The organism is Brucella sp. LJL56 (assembly GCF_054871705.1).
In genome coordinates, this window is sequence record NZ_JBTXLQ010000001.1 from 337,132 (window position 1) to 352,664 (window position 15,533).

Genomic DNA, 15,533 nt, shown 5'->3' on the forward strand with positions numbered 1-15,533 from the left:
ACAATCGAAATCAATGCGGAACTTGAACAAATTTACTCAAATTATCAAAAGCTAAAGAGCATTTGCCTGGCTGAATTTACCCGCCACTTATACGCTGAAACTAATGCCTGAACTGTTCTGTCAGGATGCGCTCGTCCCAGGAATGATTTCGGTCGAAGAGGATGGCGACTTGGCTGTTCGGCGCTTCCCGTACGGTTACAGACTTGACCGATTTAACCTCGTTATTGTCAGCGACCGCATTGACCGGACGTTTTTCAGTTTCCAGCAAATCCATGCGAACAGTCACATGCTTCGGCAGAAGCGCCCCACCCCAGCGACGTGGACGGAAGGGGCTTACCGGGGTCAGCGCCAGAAGCGGCGCTTCAAGCGGCAGAATGGGGCCTTGCGCCGAAAGATTATAAGCGGTGGAACCTGCAGGCGTTGCGACCATAACGCCATCGCAAACGAGTTCGTTCAACCGCACCTTGCCGTCAATCGTTATTCTGATCTTGGCGGCCTGATAGGACTGGCGGAAAAGGGAAACTTCGTTGATCGCCAAAGCCTCGAAAGATTGTCCCGATTCAGTTTCTGCGACCATCACAAGCGGGCGAATGGTTTCCATTTGCGCAGCCAGAATACGTTCCGGCAGATCGTCCACGCTGAACTCGTTCATCAGGAAGCCAACGGACCCCCGATTCATGCCATAGATCGGCGTACCGCTGTTCATGAAGTCGCGAAGTGCCTGAAGCATGGTTCCATCGCCGCCAAGCGCCACGATGATATCGGCGTCTTCGGCAGCCACATGGCCATAACGGGCCACGAGCTCCTTTTGAGCCAAAAGTGATTCTTCGGTTCCTGATGACAGAAAATGAAGCGCGAGCGATTTATCTTCCATATTTACAGTCCCGAATCCGGCCCAACTCTGACAAGTTTGCCACTGTTTCCCCAACCCGCTATTGGCTATCACATGAAAAACCCGGTTGCCATGACCTGCTTGCGATGAATTTTCGTTTTACAGCCGCCGCATTTGTGCTAATCGGGCGCAAGTGCCCTTATAGCTCAGTTGGTAGAGCACCTGATTTGTAATCAGGGGGTCGGGAGTTCGAGTCTCTCTGGGGGCACCACTTTTCTTATTCTGCATGTCTCATGACACTGCCAGAACCTCGCAAATGCGGGTTTTTGCCCTATAGTCTTGTCTCTGTGAAAGTTGCCGAAGAAATCTGGCGCTCGGGACATATCCAAATATTCCAGCGAGCAGAGCGGTCGGACTTCATTTTGCTCGACCTGAAGCAGAGAATCAAAAATGCGGCCCAAAGAGCCGCATTGTTTTGATTTCAATCTAATTTCAGTACCAGCCGACGGCAACCTGAGCCTCTTCCGACATACGGTCCGGGGTCCACGGCGGGTCAAACGTCATCGTAACTTCCACCATAGAAACGCCTTCGACGGCTCCGACGGCATTTTCAACCCAGCCCGGCATCTCACCGGCGACCGGGCAACCTGGCGCTGTCAGCGTCATTTCGATCTTTACGCTGCGGTCGTCTTCGATGTCGATCTTGTAGATAAGACCAAGCTCGTAGATATCGGCTGGGATCTCGGGATCATAAACCGTCTTCAAGGCCGCAATGATGTCGTCCGTCATGCGCAGGAGGTCTTCCTGCGGAATGGCCGAAGCAGAAAACACCGAATTGCGTTCGGCCTTTTCTCCGTCCTCGACAGACGCGGTCTCGGCTTTGTCCTGAACTTTCTGTTCCATATCGGTCATCCGAAAAACTTCCTTGCCTTTTCCAAGGCTTCCGCCAATGCATCCACTTCAGCACGGGTATTGTACAGGGCGAAGGATGCACGGCATGTAGAGGTAACGCCGAAACGTTTCAAGAGCGGCTGTGCGCAATGCGTACCCGCACGCACGGCCACCCCGGCCCTGTCGATCACCATCGACACGTCATGCGCATGAATTCCCTCAAGCGCAAAGGAGATGATCGCCCCCTTGTCCGGCGCATTGCCAAAAATGCGCAATGAGTTGATCCGCCCGAGCTGATCATGAGCGTAGTCACGCAAATCTTCCTCATGGGCGAGGATCGCATGGCGGCCGATCTTTTCCATATATTCGAGTGCTGCACCAAGACCAATCGCCTGAACGATCGGCGGCGTGCCTGCTTCGAAACGATGCGGCGGATGATTGTAAGTGACGTTCTCTTCCGTCACTTCCTCGATCATTTCGCCGCCGCCCTGAAAGGGACGCATCTTTTCCAGCATCTCTGCACGTCCGTAAAGAACGCCGATACCGGACGGACCATAGACCTTATGGCCGGTGAAAACATACCAGTCGCAGCCGAGTTCCTGCACATCAACCGGCAGATGCACCGCGCCCTGACTGCCATCGACCAGCACCGGAATGCCACGTGCGTGGGCAAGCGCGACGATCTTCTTGATCGGCGTTACCGTTCCAAGCGCATTCGACATATGCGTGATGGCGACCAGCTTGGTGCGCTCCGTCAGACGCTTCTCGAATTCCTCGATATGGAAAATGCCTTCGTCGTCCACCGGAGCGAAGACCAGCTTTGCACCCTGACGCTCGCGAATGAAATGCCACGGCACGATGTTGGAGTGATGCTCCATGATAGAGACGAGAATTTCGTCACCTTCGCCGATATGCGGCATGCCATAGCCATAGGCGACCGTATTGATGGCTTCAGTGGCATTCTTGGTGAAGACGATTTCATCGACAGAATCGGCGTTCAGAAAACGACGGACGGTCTCGCGCGACTTCTCATAGGCATCGGTTGCAGCATTCGACAGGAAATGCAGGCCGCGATGCACATTCGCATATTCATTGGAATAGGCGTGCGTCACCGCATCGATGACGCTTTGCGGTTTCTGCGCCGAAGCGCCATTATCGAGATAGACGAGCGGTTTGCCGTGTACTTCGCGCGACAGGATAGGGAAATCCCGGCGGATGGCTTCCACGTCATAGGCCGCAACGAGCGGATTCTTCTGGTCCATGATCGTACCTTTTGCCGTTCGGCAGGAAAGGACAGCGCGCCCATCTGCGCGCGCTGTCTCATTCAACCGGGCCCGATTTACTCAGGCCCGACTTCATCAGGCATGAATGGCGAGCCAGTCGGACAGCACTGCTTCCAGTGCTTCAACCAGCGTTTCGTCTTCCAGCTCTTCGATGATCTCGGCGATGAACGCCTTGATCAGCAGGCCACGTGCGTCATTTTCCGAAATACCACGGGCCATCAAATAGAACAGATAGTCCTTGGACAGCTCGGCAACCGTTGCGCCGTGACCGCAGGCCACGTCATCCGCAAAGATTTCGAGTTCCGGCTTGGCATCGAACTCGCCTTCGTCGGAAAGCAAGAGCGTGTTGCAGGCCATGCGGGCATCGGTCTTCTGAGCGATCTGCGCGACGCGGATCATGCCCTGGAAAACGCCGCGCGCGCGGTCTTTGACCACATTGCGGATAATCTGGGTCGAACGTGTGTTCTCGACCAGATGGCCAACCGTCATGGTAATGTCGGTGTGGGTGTCGTCGGCCAGCAGATTGAGGCCACGAAGCTCGAAGTCGGAATCTTCACCCGTCACATTGACGTGCACTTCCTGACGAACCAGCTTGCCGCCTGCATTGACGATGTAGAGCGTGAGCTTGGAACCCTTGCCAATCGTCGCATTGAACTGCGAAAGCTGTGTCGCCTGGCCGAAATCGCGCAGGATGACCCAGAGGACTTCTGCGCCGTCACCAACCGAAACATGGCTCACCGACGTCGAGAAAGCATCGCCCTCGCCGCCGTTCTGGCGTTCGATGATCGTTGCCTTGACATCCGAGCCGATGCGAACCGGGAAACGCGTGTGGCCCTGCCCGGTCTTCTGGATGTTCTGGATTTCCAGAGGCGCTTCCAGCTCGGTACCGTCGGCGATCGAAATCATCCAGCCATCGCTGACGTAAGCAGCGTTGATCTGGCCAATTGTGTCGTCGGCGCCACGTGTCTTGAGCTGGAGAGCCAGCGAGCCGTCGGCCAGCGCTTCACGCACTGGTGTCAGCGAAACGCCTTCAGGCGCCTTGACGTCAAGCGCAACGCCGTTGCTGGCGGCCAGAATGGTGGAACCGGCGAGCAAAGCCGAAAGCGGCTGCGTACCCGCAGAGCTGTCGAATGCCGCAACGCCCTTCAAAAGCGTGCGAAAATCTGTGTAATGCCAGCTTTCGACGCGACGGGATGGAAGCCCGTTGGTCTTGAGCAGTTCAAGCGCCGTATCGCGTGCAACAACGACATCGCCGTTGCCGGACAAATTGCCGATAAGATCGCCAAAGTTGTCGATCAGCGCGCTTTCAGCGGGCGTCCTCGGCTTTGCGGTCTGAGCGGTCTGGATATTCATAATCCAATCCTCCTCAGGCTGCTTCGCCGATTACTTCGGCATAACCGTTTTCTTCCAGATGCAGTGCGAGGCTCTTGTCGCCAGACTTGATGACCTGGCCTTTGTAAAGCACGTGCACGCTATCGGGAACGATGTATTCCAGCAGACGCTGATAGTGCGTGATGACGATCACGGCACGGTCCGGAGAACGCAGCGCGTTCACGCCTTCCGAAACGATCTTCAGCGCGTCGATGTCGAGGCCGGAGTCGGTTTCGTCGAGGACGCAGAGACTCGGCTCCAGAAGCTGCATCTGAAGAATTTCAGCGCGCTTCTTTTCGCCGCCCGAGAAACCGACATTGAGCGGGCGCTTGAGCATGTTCATGTCGATGTTGAGGCCGCCGGCAACGTCCTTCACGCGCTTGATGAATTCCGGAATCTTGAGTTCCGGCTCGCCGCGCGCCTTGCGCTGGCTGTTCATCGCGACCTTCAGGAATTCCATCGTGGCAACACCCGGAATTTCCATCGGATATTGGAAAGCGAGGAAAATGCCCTTGGCGGCGCGTTCTGCCGGGTCGAGTTCGAGGATCGACTCGCCATTATAGAGAATGTCGCCTTCGGTCACTTCGTAGTCGTCGCGACCGGCGAGGATGTAGGACAGCGTGGACTTGCCCGAACCGTTCGGACCCATGATCGCAGCCACTTCACCCTTGTTCACGGTGAGGTTCAGGCCACGGATGATCTCGGTATCCGTGTCGGCGATCTTTGCATGGAGGTTCTTGATCTCAAGCATGAATGTAAACCTTGTTCTAATGCCAGGAAAAGGCTGGCCAGAAAATCACTGGGAAAGAGGCGCGTGGGTTAGCCCACACTACCTTCAAGCGAGATGCCGATAAGCTTCTGGGCTTCGACGGCGAACTCCATCGGCAGTTCCTGAATGACTTCCTTCACGAAGCCATTGACGATGAGAGCGATTGCCTCCTCTTCCGGAATGCCGCGCTGCATCACGTAGAACAACTGGTCTTCGGAAATCTTGGAGGTGGTTGCCTCGTGCTCGAACTGCGCCGTAGCGTTCTTTGCTTCAATGTACGGCACCGTATGCGCGCCGCAATCGTTGCCGATCAGAAGCGAGTCGCACTGGGTGAAGTTGCGGGCGTTTTCAGCCTTGCGATGGGCCGAAACCTGTCCGCGATAGGTGTTGTTCGACTTGCCGGCCGAAATACCCTTGGAGATGATGCGGCTCGACGTGTTCTTGCCGAGATGGATCATCTTGGTACCCGAGTCGATCTGCTGATGACCGTTCGACACGGCAATCGAGTAGAACTCGCCGCGTGAATTGTCGCCGCGCAGAATGCAGGACGGGTATTTCCAGGTGATGGCGGAGCCGGTTTCAACCTGGGTCCAGGAGATCTTGGAATTGTCACCACGGCAGTCGCCGCGCTTGGTAACGAAGTTGTAGATGCCGCCCTTGCCGTCCTTGTCGCCGGGGAACCAGTTCTGGACCGTCGAATACTTGATTTCGGCGTTCTCCATCGCAACCAGTTCAACCACAGCGGCGTGAAGCTGATTTTCATCACGCTGCGGCGCGGTGCAACCTTCCAGATAGGAAACATACGCGCCTTCTTCAGCGATGATGAGCGTACGTTCGAACTGGCCGGTGTTCTTCTCGTTGATACGGAAATAGGTCGAAAGCTCCATCGGGCAGCGAACGCCCTTCGGAACATAAACGAATGAACCATCCGTGAAGACGGCGGAATTCAGCGTGGCATAATAGTTGTCCGACACTGGAACCACCGATGCCAGATATTTCTGCACTAGTTCGGGATGTTCGCGGATCGCTTCCGAAATCGAGCAGAAGATCACACCCGCCTTGGCGAGTTCTTCTTTAAAGGTCGTAACCACCGACACGCTGTCGAACACGGCATCGACGGCCACGCGGCCTGATGCATAGACGTTGTCGGAGGGATTGTCGTCGATTTCGCTCGGATCGCCCTGCTTGCGGACACCAGCAAGAATCTCCTGCTCACGCAGCGGAATGCCAAGCTTTTCATAGGTCCTGAGAAGTTCCGGATCGACTTCATCGAGCGACTTCGGGCCGCTCTGGTTCTTCGGAGCCGCATAGTAGTAGGCATCCTGGAAATCGATCTTCGGATAATCGACGCGCGCCCAGCTTGGCTCTTCCATGGTGAGCCAGCGTTCGTAAGCCTTCAGACGCCATTCCAGCATCCATTCCGGCTCGTTCTTCTTGGCGGAAATGAAGCGAATGATATCTTCGTTCAGGCCCTTGGGAGCCTTTTCTGCTTCGATCGTCGTCTCGAAGCCATACTTGTACTGGTCCACGTCAAGGCCGCGGACCTGATCAATGGTCTCCTGCACTGCAGGCATTGGCGTTCTCCATCCTCGTCGGGGTCAAGGCCCGACAGTTGCAAACGTCAAGGTGATATGTCTTGAACAATACCGCCTCAATATAGTGTGCGTGGCCCTTCTTTAAAACCTCTCTAAACTGAATTTCAAGCACCGGGTTCAAATTTGCCCCTAAAAATGCCGATTAAAACGATCAACTTAATGAAACAGTCCGATGAAACAGCGATTACGGTCGATACGTCCCGGCTTTGATACCTTGATTTCCTTCAAAGAATTGGAATTACCGCACAGTCGATCAGAATCATGCCTGCCCTTGCTCTGCGCATGTAGGGACATAGATAGTCAAAGGAAAGGGAGACCATGATGAGCACCCAGAACCTGCAGGACTATGTAAAATTTCTCGAACAACAGGTGAATGACGAGGGCCGCACCATTGAGCAACTGAAGTTTTTTCAGGACGCCCACGACAAGTTCAATATTTCAAACGCCAGCGCTTCAAACGACATCGCCGCTGATATAGCCAAGCGGGAAGAGTTCAAAACGCGCTACGAGGGTTATATTGCGGCTGCAAAACAGAAGCTCGGTCTGGACTTTTAGAGCGCGTCTCGATCTGATTGAATCAGATCGGCGCTCTAAATATTAGTTTTAACGCGCATCTTTTCCGAAAACCGTTTCACACTTTTCGGGATGCGCTCTAAACTGTGATCAGGCTTTCCCGGCACGGCGCGCGATAATCTTGCGAAACACGTCGAGAAACGCATCGACGTCCTCCGGCGTCGCTGTTGGTTCAAGCGACACACGGATCGCTCCGAGACTGTCTCCGTGTCCCATGGCCGACAGCACATGGCTGGGGCCCACCTTTCCAGACGAGCAGGCCGATCCTGCCGAAAGTGCGACCCCGCCTAGATCAAACGCAATCTGTATGGTTTCCGCTTTTTGCTCCTCAAGGGAAAAGAACGTCGTGTTCGGCAACCTGTCGACCGATTTGCCGTAGATCACGGCATCCGGGGCGATTGCCTCCAGCCCGGCTTCCAGCCTGTCCCGCATCGCCGGGGACCAGCCATCACCGTCCAGTCGTGCCTTGGCAGTATCTGCCGCAGCACCAAAACCTGCAATCAGCGGCAGAGCCTCAGTTCCCGCTCTATGCCCCTTCTCCTGACCACCACCGCGAACGAGCGCCCTCGGCATCATAAGATCGGAAATGGCGATAACAGCACCAACACCTTTCGGCCCACCGATCTTGTGTGAGGAGATTATGAGGTAATCACCGCAATTATCTGAAATATCTAATTTAATGCGTCCTGCAGCCTGAACCGCATCAATGATATAAATGCCGCCCGCAGCCTTGACGATGGCCGCAATCTCCGCAATCGGCTGGATGATGCCGGTTTCGTTGTTGGCGGCCTGTATCGCCACAAGCGGCAGCCCTTGGCTTTTGTCGTGATCGGCGAGAGCTGTTTTCAGGGCATCGAGTTCTATGATGCCATTTGCATCAACCGGTAGAATGGTGACGTCCTGCGCGGCAAACTGGCCACCGGACAACATGCACGGATGTTCCGTATCACTCACATAGAGATGCGATAGGCGAACTGGTGAGCGTCCCATCATGTATTGAGGCGTCAGCAGCGTCGATGCGGCTTCCGTTGCTCCTGATGTAAAGAAAACATGGTCTGGCCTGGCATTGACAAGCGCTGCAACGCTCCGGCGCGCTGATTCAACAAGCGCGCGCGCGGCGCGGCCTTCACGATGCACGGAGGATGGATTGCCGGTAATGCCGAGTGCATTGATGACCGCATCCCGCGCTTCATCGAGCAACGGAGCACTGGCATTATAATCCAGATAGAGCCTCTTGCCGCTCCCGTTCACCGTACCTATCTCCTAAACAAAATTCTGGAAGCGCAATTTTCTTGAATTTTCAATCAAGAAAAGCCTATTAAGCCCCCATAGGAACTGAAACTCGCTTTCAGTCTGTCGAAATTTCAAACCGGTTCTAGAAGCGGCGTCCAACGACGTCAAGTTTCGCCGCCCAAGTCCGGTCTTCCCGTTACGAGCGGAGTACACATGCCAGAAGTCATTTTCAACGGCCCTGCCGGACGCCTCGAAGGTCGCTATCAGCCTTCCAAAGAAAAGAATGCTCCGATCGCGCTTATCCTTCATCCGCATCCGCAATTCGGCGGAACGATGAACAACAAGATCGTCTACGATCTTTTCTATATGTTCCAGCAGCGCGGCTTCACCACGTTGCGCTTCAATTTCCGCGGGATTGGCCGCAGCCAGGGTGAATTCGACCATGGCGCAGGCGAATTGTCGGATGCGGCAAGCGCACTTGACTGGGTGCAGGCGCTTCATCCCGATTCCAAGACGTGCTGGGTCGCCGGTTACTCGTTCGGTTCGTGGATCGGCATGCAGCTTTTGATGCGTCGCCCGGAAATCGAAGGCTTCATTTCCGTTGCACCACAACCGAATACTTATGATTTCGCTTTCCTCGCACCCTGCCCTTCATCCGGCCTCATCATCCATGGGGATCAGGATAAGGTTGCACCACCGAAGGATGTGCAGGCTCTGGTCGACAAGCTGAAGACCCAGAAGGGTATCACGATTACCCAGACTACGATTCCGGGCGCGAACCATTTCTTTGCCGGTCAGGGCGATGAGCTCATAGAGGATTGCGCCGAGTATCTGGATCGCCGTCTGGCAGGCGAGCTGGTTGAAGTGCGTCCGAAGCGGTTGCGTTAAACCTTAAGCAATCCGGCAAGTCGTTTTCCAGATTTGCAACGTCTCATCCGGCGGGTCTCCCGCCGGATTTTTCATGCGATGTTACCATCGCCATCAAATGATTCGTTTTTTCAAATCCATCTTATGGGCGTGACATGCCGGTTTATGCTTTCCTTGCTATCGCCATCGTGTCCGAAGTCATCGGGACTCTCAGCCTCAAGGCATCGGAAGGCTTCACACGACTGGGACCGTCTCTGATCGTCGTTGTCGCTTACGGTCTGGCCTTCTACTTTCTTTCCATGACGCTGAAGACCATTCCCGTCGGTGTCGCTTACGCGGTCTGGTCCGGGATCGGAGTCACGCTCGTCGCCCTGATCGGCTGGCTGTTGTTCGGCCAAAAGCTCGATATGGCTGCAGTGGTCGGTATGGGGTTGATCATTGCGGGTGTCATTGTGCTCAATCTGTTTTCGAATACTGCGCAACATTGAGACCGATGCCGACTGCTTGCGATCATCGAAGCCAAATTACTGGTTTGAAACCCGCCGATTCGGGAGTTTCCTTGTTTTTGGCGGTTGATTGGTGCTAAAGGCGGACTTATCACATGGGTGTAAGCAGCCGCTTGCGACCAGTTTCAACTTCGCCTTATCAGTCAGGGAAAAGGAATGTCCGGTTTCAAATCCGATTTTCTTCGCACGCTTTCCGAGCGTGGCTTCATTCATCAGATTTCCGATGAAAGTGGCCTCGACGAATTGTTGGCCAAGGAAACCGTGACGGCCTATATCGGCTTCGATCCTACGGCTCCGAGCCTTCATGCAGGCGGCCTGATCCAGATCATGATGCTGCATTGGCTCCAGCAAACCGGGCACAAGCCTGTTGCGCTGATGGGCGGCGGCACCGGCATGGTGGGCGATCCGTCCTTCAAGGACGAAGCCCGCAAGCTGATGACCGAGGATACGATTGCCGAGAACATTGCCGGCATCAAGCGCGTCTTCGCCAACTACCTCACCTTCGGTGACGGCGCGACCGACGCCCTGATGGTCAACAATGCCGACTGGCTGCGCAACATCAACTATCTGGAATTCCTGCGTGATGTGGGCCGTCATTTTTCGGTCAATCGCATGCTTTCGTTCGATTCGGTGAAGACGCGCCTCGACCGCGAACAGTCGCTGTCATTCCTCGAATTCAACTACATGATCCTTCAGGCCTACGATTTCGTGGAACTGAGCAAGCGTTATGATCTGCGCCTGCAGATGGGCGGCTCGGATCAGTGGGGCAATATCATCAACGGTATCGATCTCGGTCACCGTATGGGAACCTCGCAGCTTTATGCCCTCACCTCGCCGCTGCTGACGACAGCATCGGGCCAGAAGATGGGCAAGTCGCTTGGCGGCGCAATCTGGCTAAACGCCGAGATGCTGAGCGCCTATGATTTCTGGCAGTACTGGCGCAACACGGAAGATGCCGATGTTGAGCGGTTCCTCAAGCTCTACACGACGCTTCCGCTGGACGAAATTGCCAAGCTGGCTGCCCTTGAAGGTGTCGAAATCAACGAAGCGAAGAAAATCCTCGCGACGGAAGTAACGGCGATGCTTCATGGGCGCGATGCTGCCGAGGAAGCTGCCGAGACTGCCCGCAAAACCTTTGAGGATGGAGAACTGTCGGAAAATCTTCCGACAGTTGGTGTTCACAAGGCAACGTTGAATAGCGGCATCGGCGTACTGGCATTGATGGTCCTGGCCGAGCTTTGCACGACCAATGGCGAAGCTCGCCGTCACGTTGAAGGCGGCGCCGTGCGCATCAATGACGAACCTGTCAGCGATCCGCGCATGACCGTTGATGCCAGCGCGTTGAACGATCAGGGCGTCATCAAGCTGTCGCTCGGCAAGAAGCGCCACGTGCTGATCCGTCCTGCATAAGCTGCACGACGATTGAACAAAAAAGCCGGGCCTTACGCCCGGTTTTTTTTCAGAATTCGAAGATCGAACGGAATATGCCTGGCGCGATAACGGAGATTGGATTGACGATCACCTGCGGCTGCTTGGCGCTACCCGCAAGCTTGTAGGTAATTCCGATCAGGCCCCGATCGCGCCCGTTTCCAAGCAAAGCACCGAAGATCGGAACTTCGCCGAATAGCCGGTTGACGCCATAGGCGGGCATGAATGTGCCGGTGATCGCCATGTTACCCTGCTTGTCATAGAGCGTTCCCTGGAAAGTGGTGCCGACAGTCGGGCCACGCACCACACCCTTGGACAGATTCAGATAACCGTTGCCTTTCTCAATCAACGAAAAGCCGCGCTCGATATCAACCCGTGAAACGTCGATATCGCGCTTTACGGCCTGATTGAGGCTTGTGCCGCCGCTGGACGGCGGGCTGGAAACGATTTTCGCAAGGCGCGGTTCATTGATGATAGCAAAGTTGCGCGCATCGATCTGTCCACGCAACGGACCGTTGCCCTGTGCAGCCAGTCCGACCGTGATTTTGCCGCCACGCATCTTGTCATAGAAATCGAAGAACCGAAGCACCGCTCCAGCATCGTTCGATTGCAGCGAGATCGACCGCGCGTCGCCCTGATCGTTATTCGTAGCCACGAAGGATTCGCCGGACGATGTGACGGCATTGACCGATACGCCTGAAACTTTGCTGCCGGCACTTTCATAGGAAACGGCAACATTGCGCAGAGTTTCACTATTAAAGCCGCTGACTTCATCAAGCTGGGCGCTAACAACCACACGCGGATTGTTGGATTTTCCACCGCTGCTCCCCTTCTCGCCAAGATCGGAAACCTGTTTGATCAACGCACGCGCGTCGAATTGCGAACCACGCACGTTGACCCGATAACCGCCTCCACTTTTGGTCGCCTTGACTGAGAGGTTGTCGTTTCTGTTCAGACGGATTTCGCTGAAATTCGCCGATTGGAAATCGCCTTTCGCAATGGAAAGATCGCCCTTCGCACCGAAAGCATCGCCGGAGAACACAAGATTGTTGATGTCCATCTTGCTTTTGTCATCAGTACCCTGGACCAGATCGAAAGTTGCTTTTGCCGGTATACCTGCGCCTTTGCGCCATCCAAGCCAGGGCAGATCAATCTGCGTTTTGCCAAGATCGGCCGAAACACGCCGCTTGCCGCCATCTTCCATTCCAAGATCCACCGACATCGGGCCGGAAAAGATGGAGCTTAGCCCAGGGAAGACCGCATCACGGCTCTTGTCGTCAATATCAAGCTTGATTTTCTGTTCGCGTTTGGCCGGTCCCGAACGATCCACCGGTTCCGTCATACTGACTTTGGCAGGAATGCCGTCAAGCTTTGCATCGGCGGTAATAATGGCTGCTGACTGATCGACTTTGATGTTGCCGGTCGCATCACTGACGGAAGAGCCCGCTATCGGCTTCGAAATATCAAGGCCCGTGAAGCCAATATCAGCGTTCCATTTAAGTGTACCGGGTGGCGGATCTTTGGAAACAGCAAAATTCACCTTTACGCGCGACTTCACATCGCCGGTCACATCGCCAGGCAGAAAAGGCACATTCTTCAGAACGTCGATAGGCTTGTTACCGGCGATTTCGGCAATTGCCGATGCCTCACCCGAGACACCGAGATCCAGCTCCGCGATGACGGGGCGCTGCGGTCCCCAGGGAATAATAAGCGTGCCGTCTGATACGTCTATCTTGCGATTATTCGGCGTGTAGGCCACGCCTTTCAAAAGCTTGATGGTCGTATAGGCGCCACGAACCGATATTTCGCCATCGGCATCCCGCACCGGCGGCAGCTCGCCAACCACATCGAAGCGCGTATCGAAAACCTTGAAATCCGCCTTAATTTCATCGCCCGTCAGCGGTGGCGGCAGGCCCGGTCCATTGAAGCGACCACCCGCGAGCGAAATATCGATGCGGCTGTCTTTGACGGTCCCGCCGAAGAGGTTTTTCAGCACCCATTCACGTGCGCCGTCCGCGACATCGATTGGCCAGAGATGCTTGGCGTCGGCAACAGGCATTTCGGGAATGCGCAGCATGAAGATCATTTCCGGCGAGCCGTCGCCGAACCCCATGCTTCCCTGGCCAAAAAGCTGTCCAGTTTCCGTCTGCACGTCGAGATTGGCAAATTGGATGCGCCGCTGGTCGGCCATATAACGTCCGGCAATGCGCGTGGCGAAAGATAGCGGCGGGTCGGTCGATTCCGATGGCATGCTTGTCGCTGACGTGGTCAGGACCTCGAAGCGATATGTCGGCCCCCCGGTGTTGTTTTCAGCTTCCGGTTCCGGGCCGAAGGCGCCGTTGAACTGCGCCTGCATACCACCGAGCTGCAACTTGGACGGCTTGATCTCGATCTTACGGCTTCCCACCGTATGTTCGAGGTTAAGACGAATACCACCACGCACATCTTCAACCCTGCCAAGCTGCATATCTATGCCGTCAACAGCGAGTTCCGTCGCGAGACGTTCGGCTTTGTCGCCATCGGCTGCGGATCCCGTCAATGACAACCGCGCCACAGCTTCCAGTTCGAAATGGGCCGGATTAACGCGATTGCCATTTATAACCGGAGAGACTTCAGGCGGAGACCCCAATGCAACTGGAATGTCGCGAACGTTCAGTTCAAAGCCAGCAAGGCTATTGTCAGCTACATGGCGGTCAATCGTGCCGTCCAGTGCAATTTTCTTGCCTTTCCAGACGACGCTGCCGGTGATGGCGATCTTTCCGCCGTTTTCAATGAGACGAGCCTGTTCTATGTCCAGAACCTGTTGCTCATCGCCGACCTTGAAAGCGATAGTGCTGTTGAAAATGCTTATGACATGCGTGTCCTGCGCGCGCAAAAGTTCAAGGCTACGACGCATTGCGGCGAAAAGCTCACCTGAAACCGCATCAAAATCGAGAATGCCACGTTCGTCGTAAGGCAAGGACTTCCAGAAGCCGGGCCCTTTCGTTTCCGGCATTTCAAAAGAAACACCATCCACTTCGAGCTGAGCCACTCGTACCTTGCCAGTCAAAAGCGGAAGCGGTGCCAGTCCCAAACGTACGGACTTGATTCCGCTGATTTCAAGGCCCTGTTTGGGATCCGTAATCGACACGTTTCGGGCTTCCAGCGCAACATGACTGTCCTGATCCAGAGATAGCGCCGCGCTTCCAATGGATGCGGAGGCACCCTCACCGAGAATACGGGTCAGGCTTTTCTGTGCTTCGTCACGCAATAGGTTGCTGTCAACGCCACTGCGAAGAATGACGAAACCGGCACCGACGACGAGAACCAGAAGAATGCAGATCGACAAAATTGCATGGGAACAGCGCGATAGAAATGAACGGCTCGAACGCGTCGCGCCGGGCAAATAGCCACACTCGCCGTCAGCGGCGAGACGTTCGATTCTTTTCATCTCCCGCTTGCTGAAGCGGATCTTCTGCGGTTTCTCTGTCAACAACCCAGCCAGAAAAAGAGTGCCATACCAAACGGTCCCTTAGAATTTACTTCATTAAGTAACCGTAATTATATGTTTTACAACGACTTCCAACCCGTTCCATGTGTTTACACCGGCAACCGTGCGCCTATCCTCCGACATCACGAAGACGCTGACATCAATGGTTGCACAAGCCTTGCCTGAATGCGATAGCTCAGACTGTAACAGGTGATTTCCATCCTAATCCATAAAAGAAAGGCGCAGATATGGCTCATCCCCAGGTTGGCGATCCAGCACCCGATTTCACTCTGCCTTCGGATAATGGCGAAATCTCCCTGTCATCTCTCAGAGGTAAGCCAGTCGTCATCTATTTCTATCCGAAAGACGATACTTCCGGCTGCACCAAGGAAGCGATTGCTTTCTCTCAGTTGAAACCGGATTTCGACAAGATCGGAGTTCGTGTCATCGGTCTTTCTCCCGACAGCGCAGTAAAACACGCAAAATTTCGCAAGAAGCACGACCTGACTGTTGATCTTGCTGCCGATGAAGACCGTGTGGCGCTTGAAGCCTATGGCGTGTGGGTCGAAAAGAGCATGTATGGTCGCAAATATATGGGTGTGGAACGCACGACCTTCCTGATCGATGCGGATGGGCACATCGCTCGCATCTGGAACAAGGTGAAAGTCGCCGGTCACGCCGAACAAGTGCTTGAAGCCGCTCGTGCGCTCTGAACG

General features: G+C 54.9%; 13 protein-coding genes and 1 tRNA gene. 6 read left to right on the forward strand and 8 right to left on the reverse strand.

Going from position 1 to position 15,533, the window contains the following annotated elements; all coding sequences use genetic code 11:
• Positions 1–100: 100 nt before the first annotated feature.
• Positions 101–874 (reverse strand): NAD kinase, encoded by a 774-nt coding sequence (locus ACYSN1_RS01665; protein WP_140019533.1) that lies wholly within the window; start codon positions 872–874, stop codon positions 101–103.
• A 153-nt stretch (positions 875–1,027) separates the two neighbouring features.
• Between ACYSN1_RS01665 and ACYSN1_RS01670 the strand changes: the two genes are divergently transcribed.
• Positions 1,028–1,103: transfer RNA gene (locus ACYSN1_RS01670), tRNA-Thr, on the forward strand.
• Positions 1,104–1,324: 221 nt separating this feature from the next.
• On the opposite strand, the gene ACYSN1_RS01675 is transcribed toward ACYSN1_RS01670, so the two are convergent.
• The 5 genes from ACYSN1_RS01675 to sufB all read right to left on the reverse strand — a co-directional run bounded on the left by ACYSN1_RS01675 (position 1,325) and on the right by sufB (position 6,720).
• Entirely contained in the window at positions 1,325–1,744 is a 420-nt protein-coding gene (locus ACYSN1_RS01675; protein WP_461724142.1) for an SUF system Fe-S cluster assembly protein, read from the reverse strand.
• The gene (locus ACYSN1_RS01680) at positions 1,741–2,985 is read right to left on the reverse strand and encodes a cysteine desulfurase (protein WP_461724143.1); all 1,245 of its coding nucleotides are present in this window, start codon (positions 2,983–2,985) and stop codon (positions 1,741–1,743) included. Before ACYSN1_RS01680 ends, ACYSN1_RS01675 begins: the two co-directional genes overlap by 4 nt.
• A gap of 96 nt (positions 2,986–3,081) precedes the next feature.
• Complete coding sequence (gene sufD, locus ACYSN1_RS01685) at positions 3,082–4,359, reverse strand: Fe-S cluster assembly protein SufD (protein WP_461724144.1); 1,278 nt, start codon at positions 4,357–4,359, stop codon at positions 3,082–3,084.
• 13 nt (positions 4,360–4,372) lie between these two features.
• A complete protein-coding gene (gene sufC / locus ACYSN1_RS01690; protein ID WP_078338532.1) occupies positions 4,373–5,128 on the reverse strand; it encodes a Fe-S cluster assembly ATPase SufC in 756 nt (251 codons plus the stop codon).
• Between the two features lie 68 nt (positions 5,129–5,196).
• Positions 5,197–6,720: a Fe-S cluster assembly protein SufB gene (gene sufB / locus ACYSN1_RS01695; RefSeq protein WP_461724145.1), complete on the reverse strand. Its 1,524-nt coding sequence runs from the start codon at positions 6,718–6,720 to the stop codon at positions 5,197–5,199.
• Positions 6,721–7,062: 342 nt separating this feature from the next.
• On the opposite strand from sufB, the gene ACYSN1_RS01700 reads away from it, so the two are divergent.
• Entirely contained in the window at positions 7,063–7,296 is a 234-nt protein-coding gene (locus ACYSN1_RS01700) for a hypothetical protein (RefSeq protein WP_105543192.1), read from the forward strand.
• Positions 7,297–7,404: 108 nt separating this feature from the next.
• On the opposite strand, the gene ACYSN1_RS01705 is transcribed toward ACYSN1_RS01700, so the two are convergent.
• Positions 7,405–8,565, reverse strand: coding sequence for a cysteine desulfurase family protein (locus ACYSN1_RS01705; RefSeq protein WP_461724146.1), 1,161 nt, complete (start codon positions 8,563–8,565; stop codon positions 7,405–7,407).
• Positions 8,566–8,760: 195 nt separating this feature from the next.
• Between ACYSN1_RS01705 and ACYSN1_RS01710 the strand changes: the two genes are divergently transcribed.
• The 3 genes from ACYSN1_RS01710 to tyrS all read left to right on the forward strand — a co-directional run bounded on the left by ACYSN1_RS01710 (position 8,761) and on the right by tyrS (position 11,330).
• Positions 8,761–9,435, forward strand: coding sequence for an alpha/beta hydrolase (locus ACYSN1_RS01710; protein ID WP_461724147.1), 675 nt, complete (start codon positions 8,761–8,763; stop codon positions 9,433–9,435).
• Positions 9,436–9,569: 134 nt separating this feature from the next.
• Positions 9,570–9,902, forward strand: coding sequence for a DMT family transporter (locus ACYSN1_RS01715; protein ID WP_140019539.1), 333 nt, complete (start codon positions 9,570–9,572; stop codon positions 9,900–9,902).
• 174 nt (positions 9,903–10,076) lie between these two features.
• Positions 10,077–11,330 (forward strand): tyrosine--tRNA ligase, encoded by a 1,254-nt coding sequence (gene tyrS, locus ACYSN1_RS01720; protein WP_105541736.1) that lies wholly within the window; start codon positions 10,077–10,079, stop codon positions 11,328–11,330.
• Positions 11,331–11,379: 49 nt separating this feature from the next.
• On the opposite strand, the gene ACYSN1_RS01725 is transcribed toward tyrS, so the two are convergent.
• On the reverse strand, positions 11,380–14,778 hold the full coding sequence (locus tag ACYSN1_RS01725) for an RNA-binding protein (protein WP_461724148.1): 3,399 nt from the start codon (positions 14,776–14,778) through the stop codon (positions 11,380–11,382).
• 287 nt (positions 14,779–15,065) lie between these two features.
• On the opposite strand from ACYSN1_RS01725, the gene ACYSN1_RS01730 reads away from it, so the two are divergent.
• Positions 15,066–15,530 carry a peroxiredoxin gene (locus ACYSN1_RS01730; RefSeq protein WP_461724149.1) on the forward strand — a complete coding sequence of 155 codons (465 nt, stop codon included), beginning with the start codon at positions 15,066–15,068 and terminating at the stop codon, positions 15,528–15,530.
• The last annotated feature ends 3 nt before the right edge of the window (positions 15,531–15,533 follow it).

Excerpts from the sequence above, each read along its gene's own strand:
- sufB (WP_461724145.1), bottom strand. The coding sequence starts at position 6,720 with ATGCCTGCAGTGCAGGAGACCATTGATCAGGTCCGCGGCCTTGACGTG.
- ACYSN1_RS01715 (WP_140019539.1), top strand. The coding sequence starts at position 9,570 with ATGCCGGTTTATGCTTTCCTTGCTATCGCCATCGTGTCCGAAGTCATC.
- sufD (WP_461724144.1), bottom strand. The coding sequence starts at position 4,359 with ATGAATATCCAGACCGCTCAGACCGCAAAGCCGAGGACGCCCGCTGAA.
- tyrS (WP_105541736.1), top strand. The coding sequence starts at position 10,077 with ATGTCCGGTTTCAAATCCGATTTTCTTCGCACGCTTTCCGAGCGTGGC.
- ACYSN1_RS01675 (WP_461724142.1), bottom strand. The coding sequence starts at position 1,744 with ATGACCGATATGGAACAGAAAGTTCAGGACAAAGCCGAGACCGCGTCT.
- ACYSN1_RS01680 (WP_461724143.1), bottom strand. The coding sequence starts at position 2,985 with ATGGACCAGAAGAATCCGCTCGTTGCGGCCTATGACGTGGAAGCCATC.
- ACYSN1_RS01725 (WP_461724148.1), bottom strand. The coding sequence starts at position 14,778 with ATGAAAAGAATCGAACGTCTCGCCGCTGACGGCGAGTGTGGCTATTTG.
- ACYSN1_RS01700 (WP_105543192.1), top strand. The coding sequence starts at position 7,063 with ATGAGCACCCAGAACCTGCAGGACTATGTAAAATTTCTCGAACAACAG.
- sufC (WP_078338532.1), bottom strand. The coding sequence starts at position 5,128 with ATGCTTGAGATCAAGAACCTCCATGCAAAGATCGCCGACACGGATACC.
- ACYSN1_RS01665 (WP_140019533.1), bottom strand. The coding sequence starts at position 874 with ATGGAAGATAAATCGCTCGCGCTTCATTTTCTGTCATCAGGAACCGAA.
- ACYSN1_RS01730 (WP_461724149.1), top strand. The coding sequence starts at position 15,066 with ATGGCTCATCCCCAGGTTGGCGATCCAGCACCCGATTTCACTCTGCCT.
- ACYSN1_RS01710 (WP_461724147.1), top strand. The coding sequence starts at position 8,761 with ATGCCAGAAGTCATTTTCAACGGCCCTGCCGGACGCCTCGAAGGTCGC.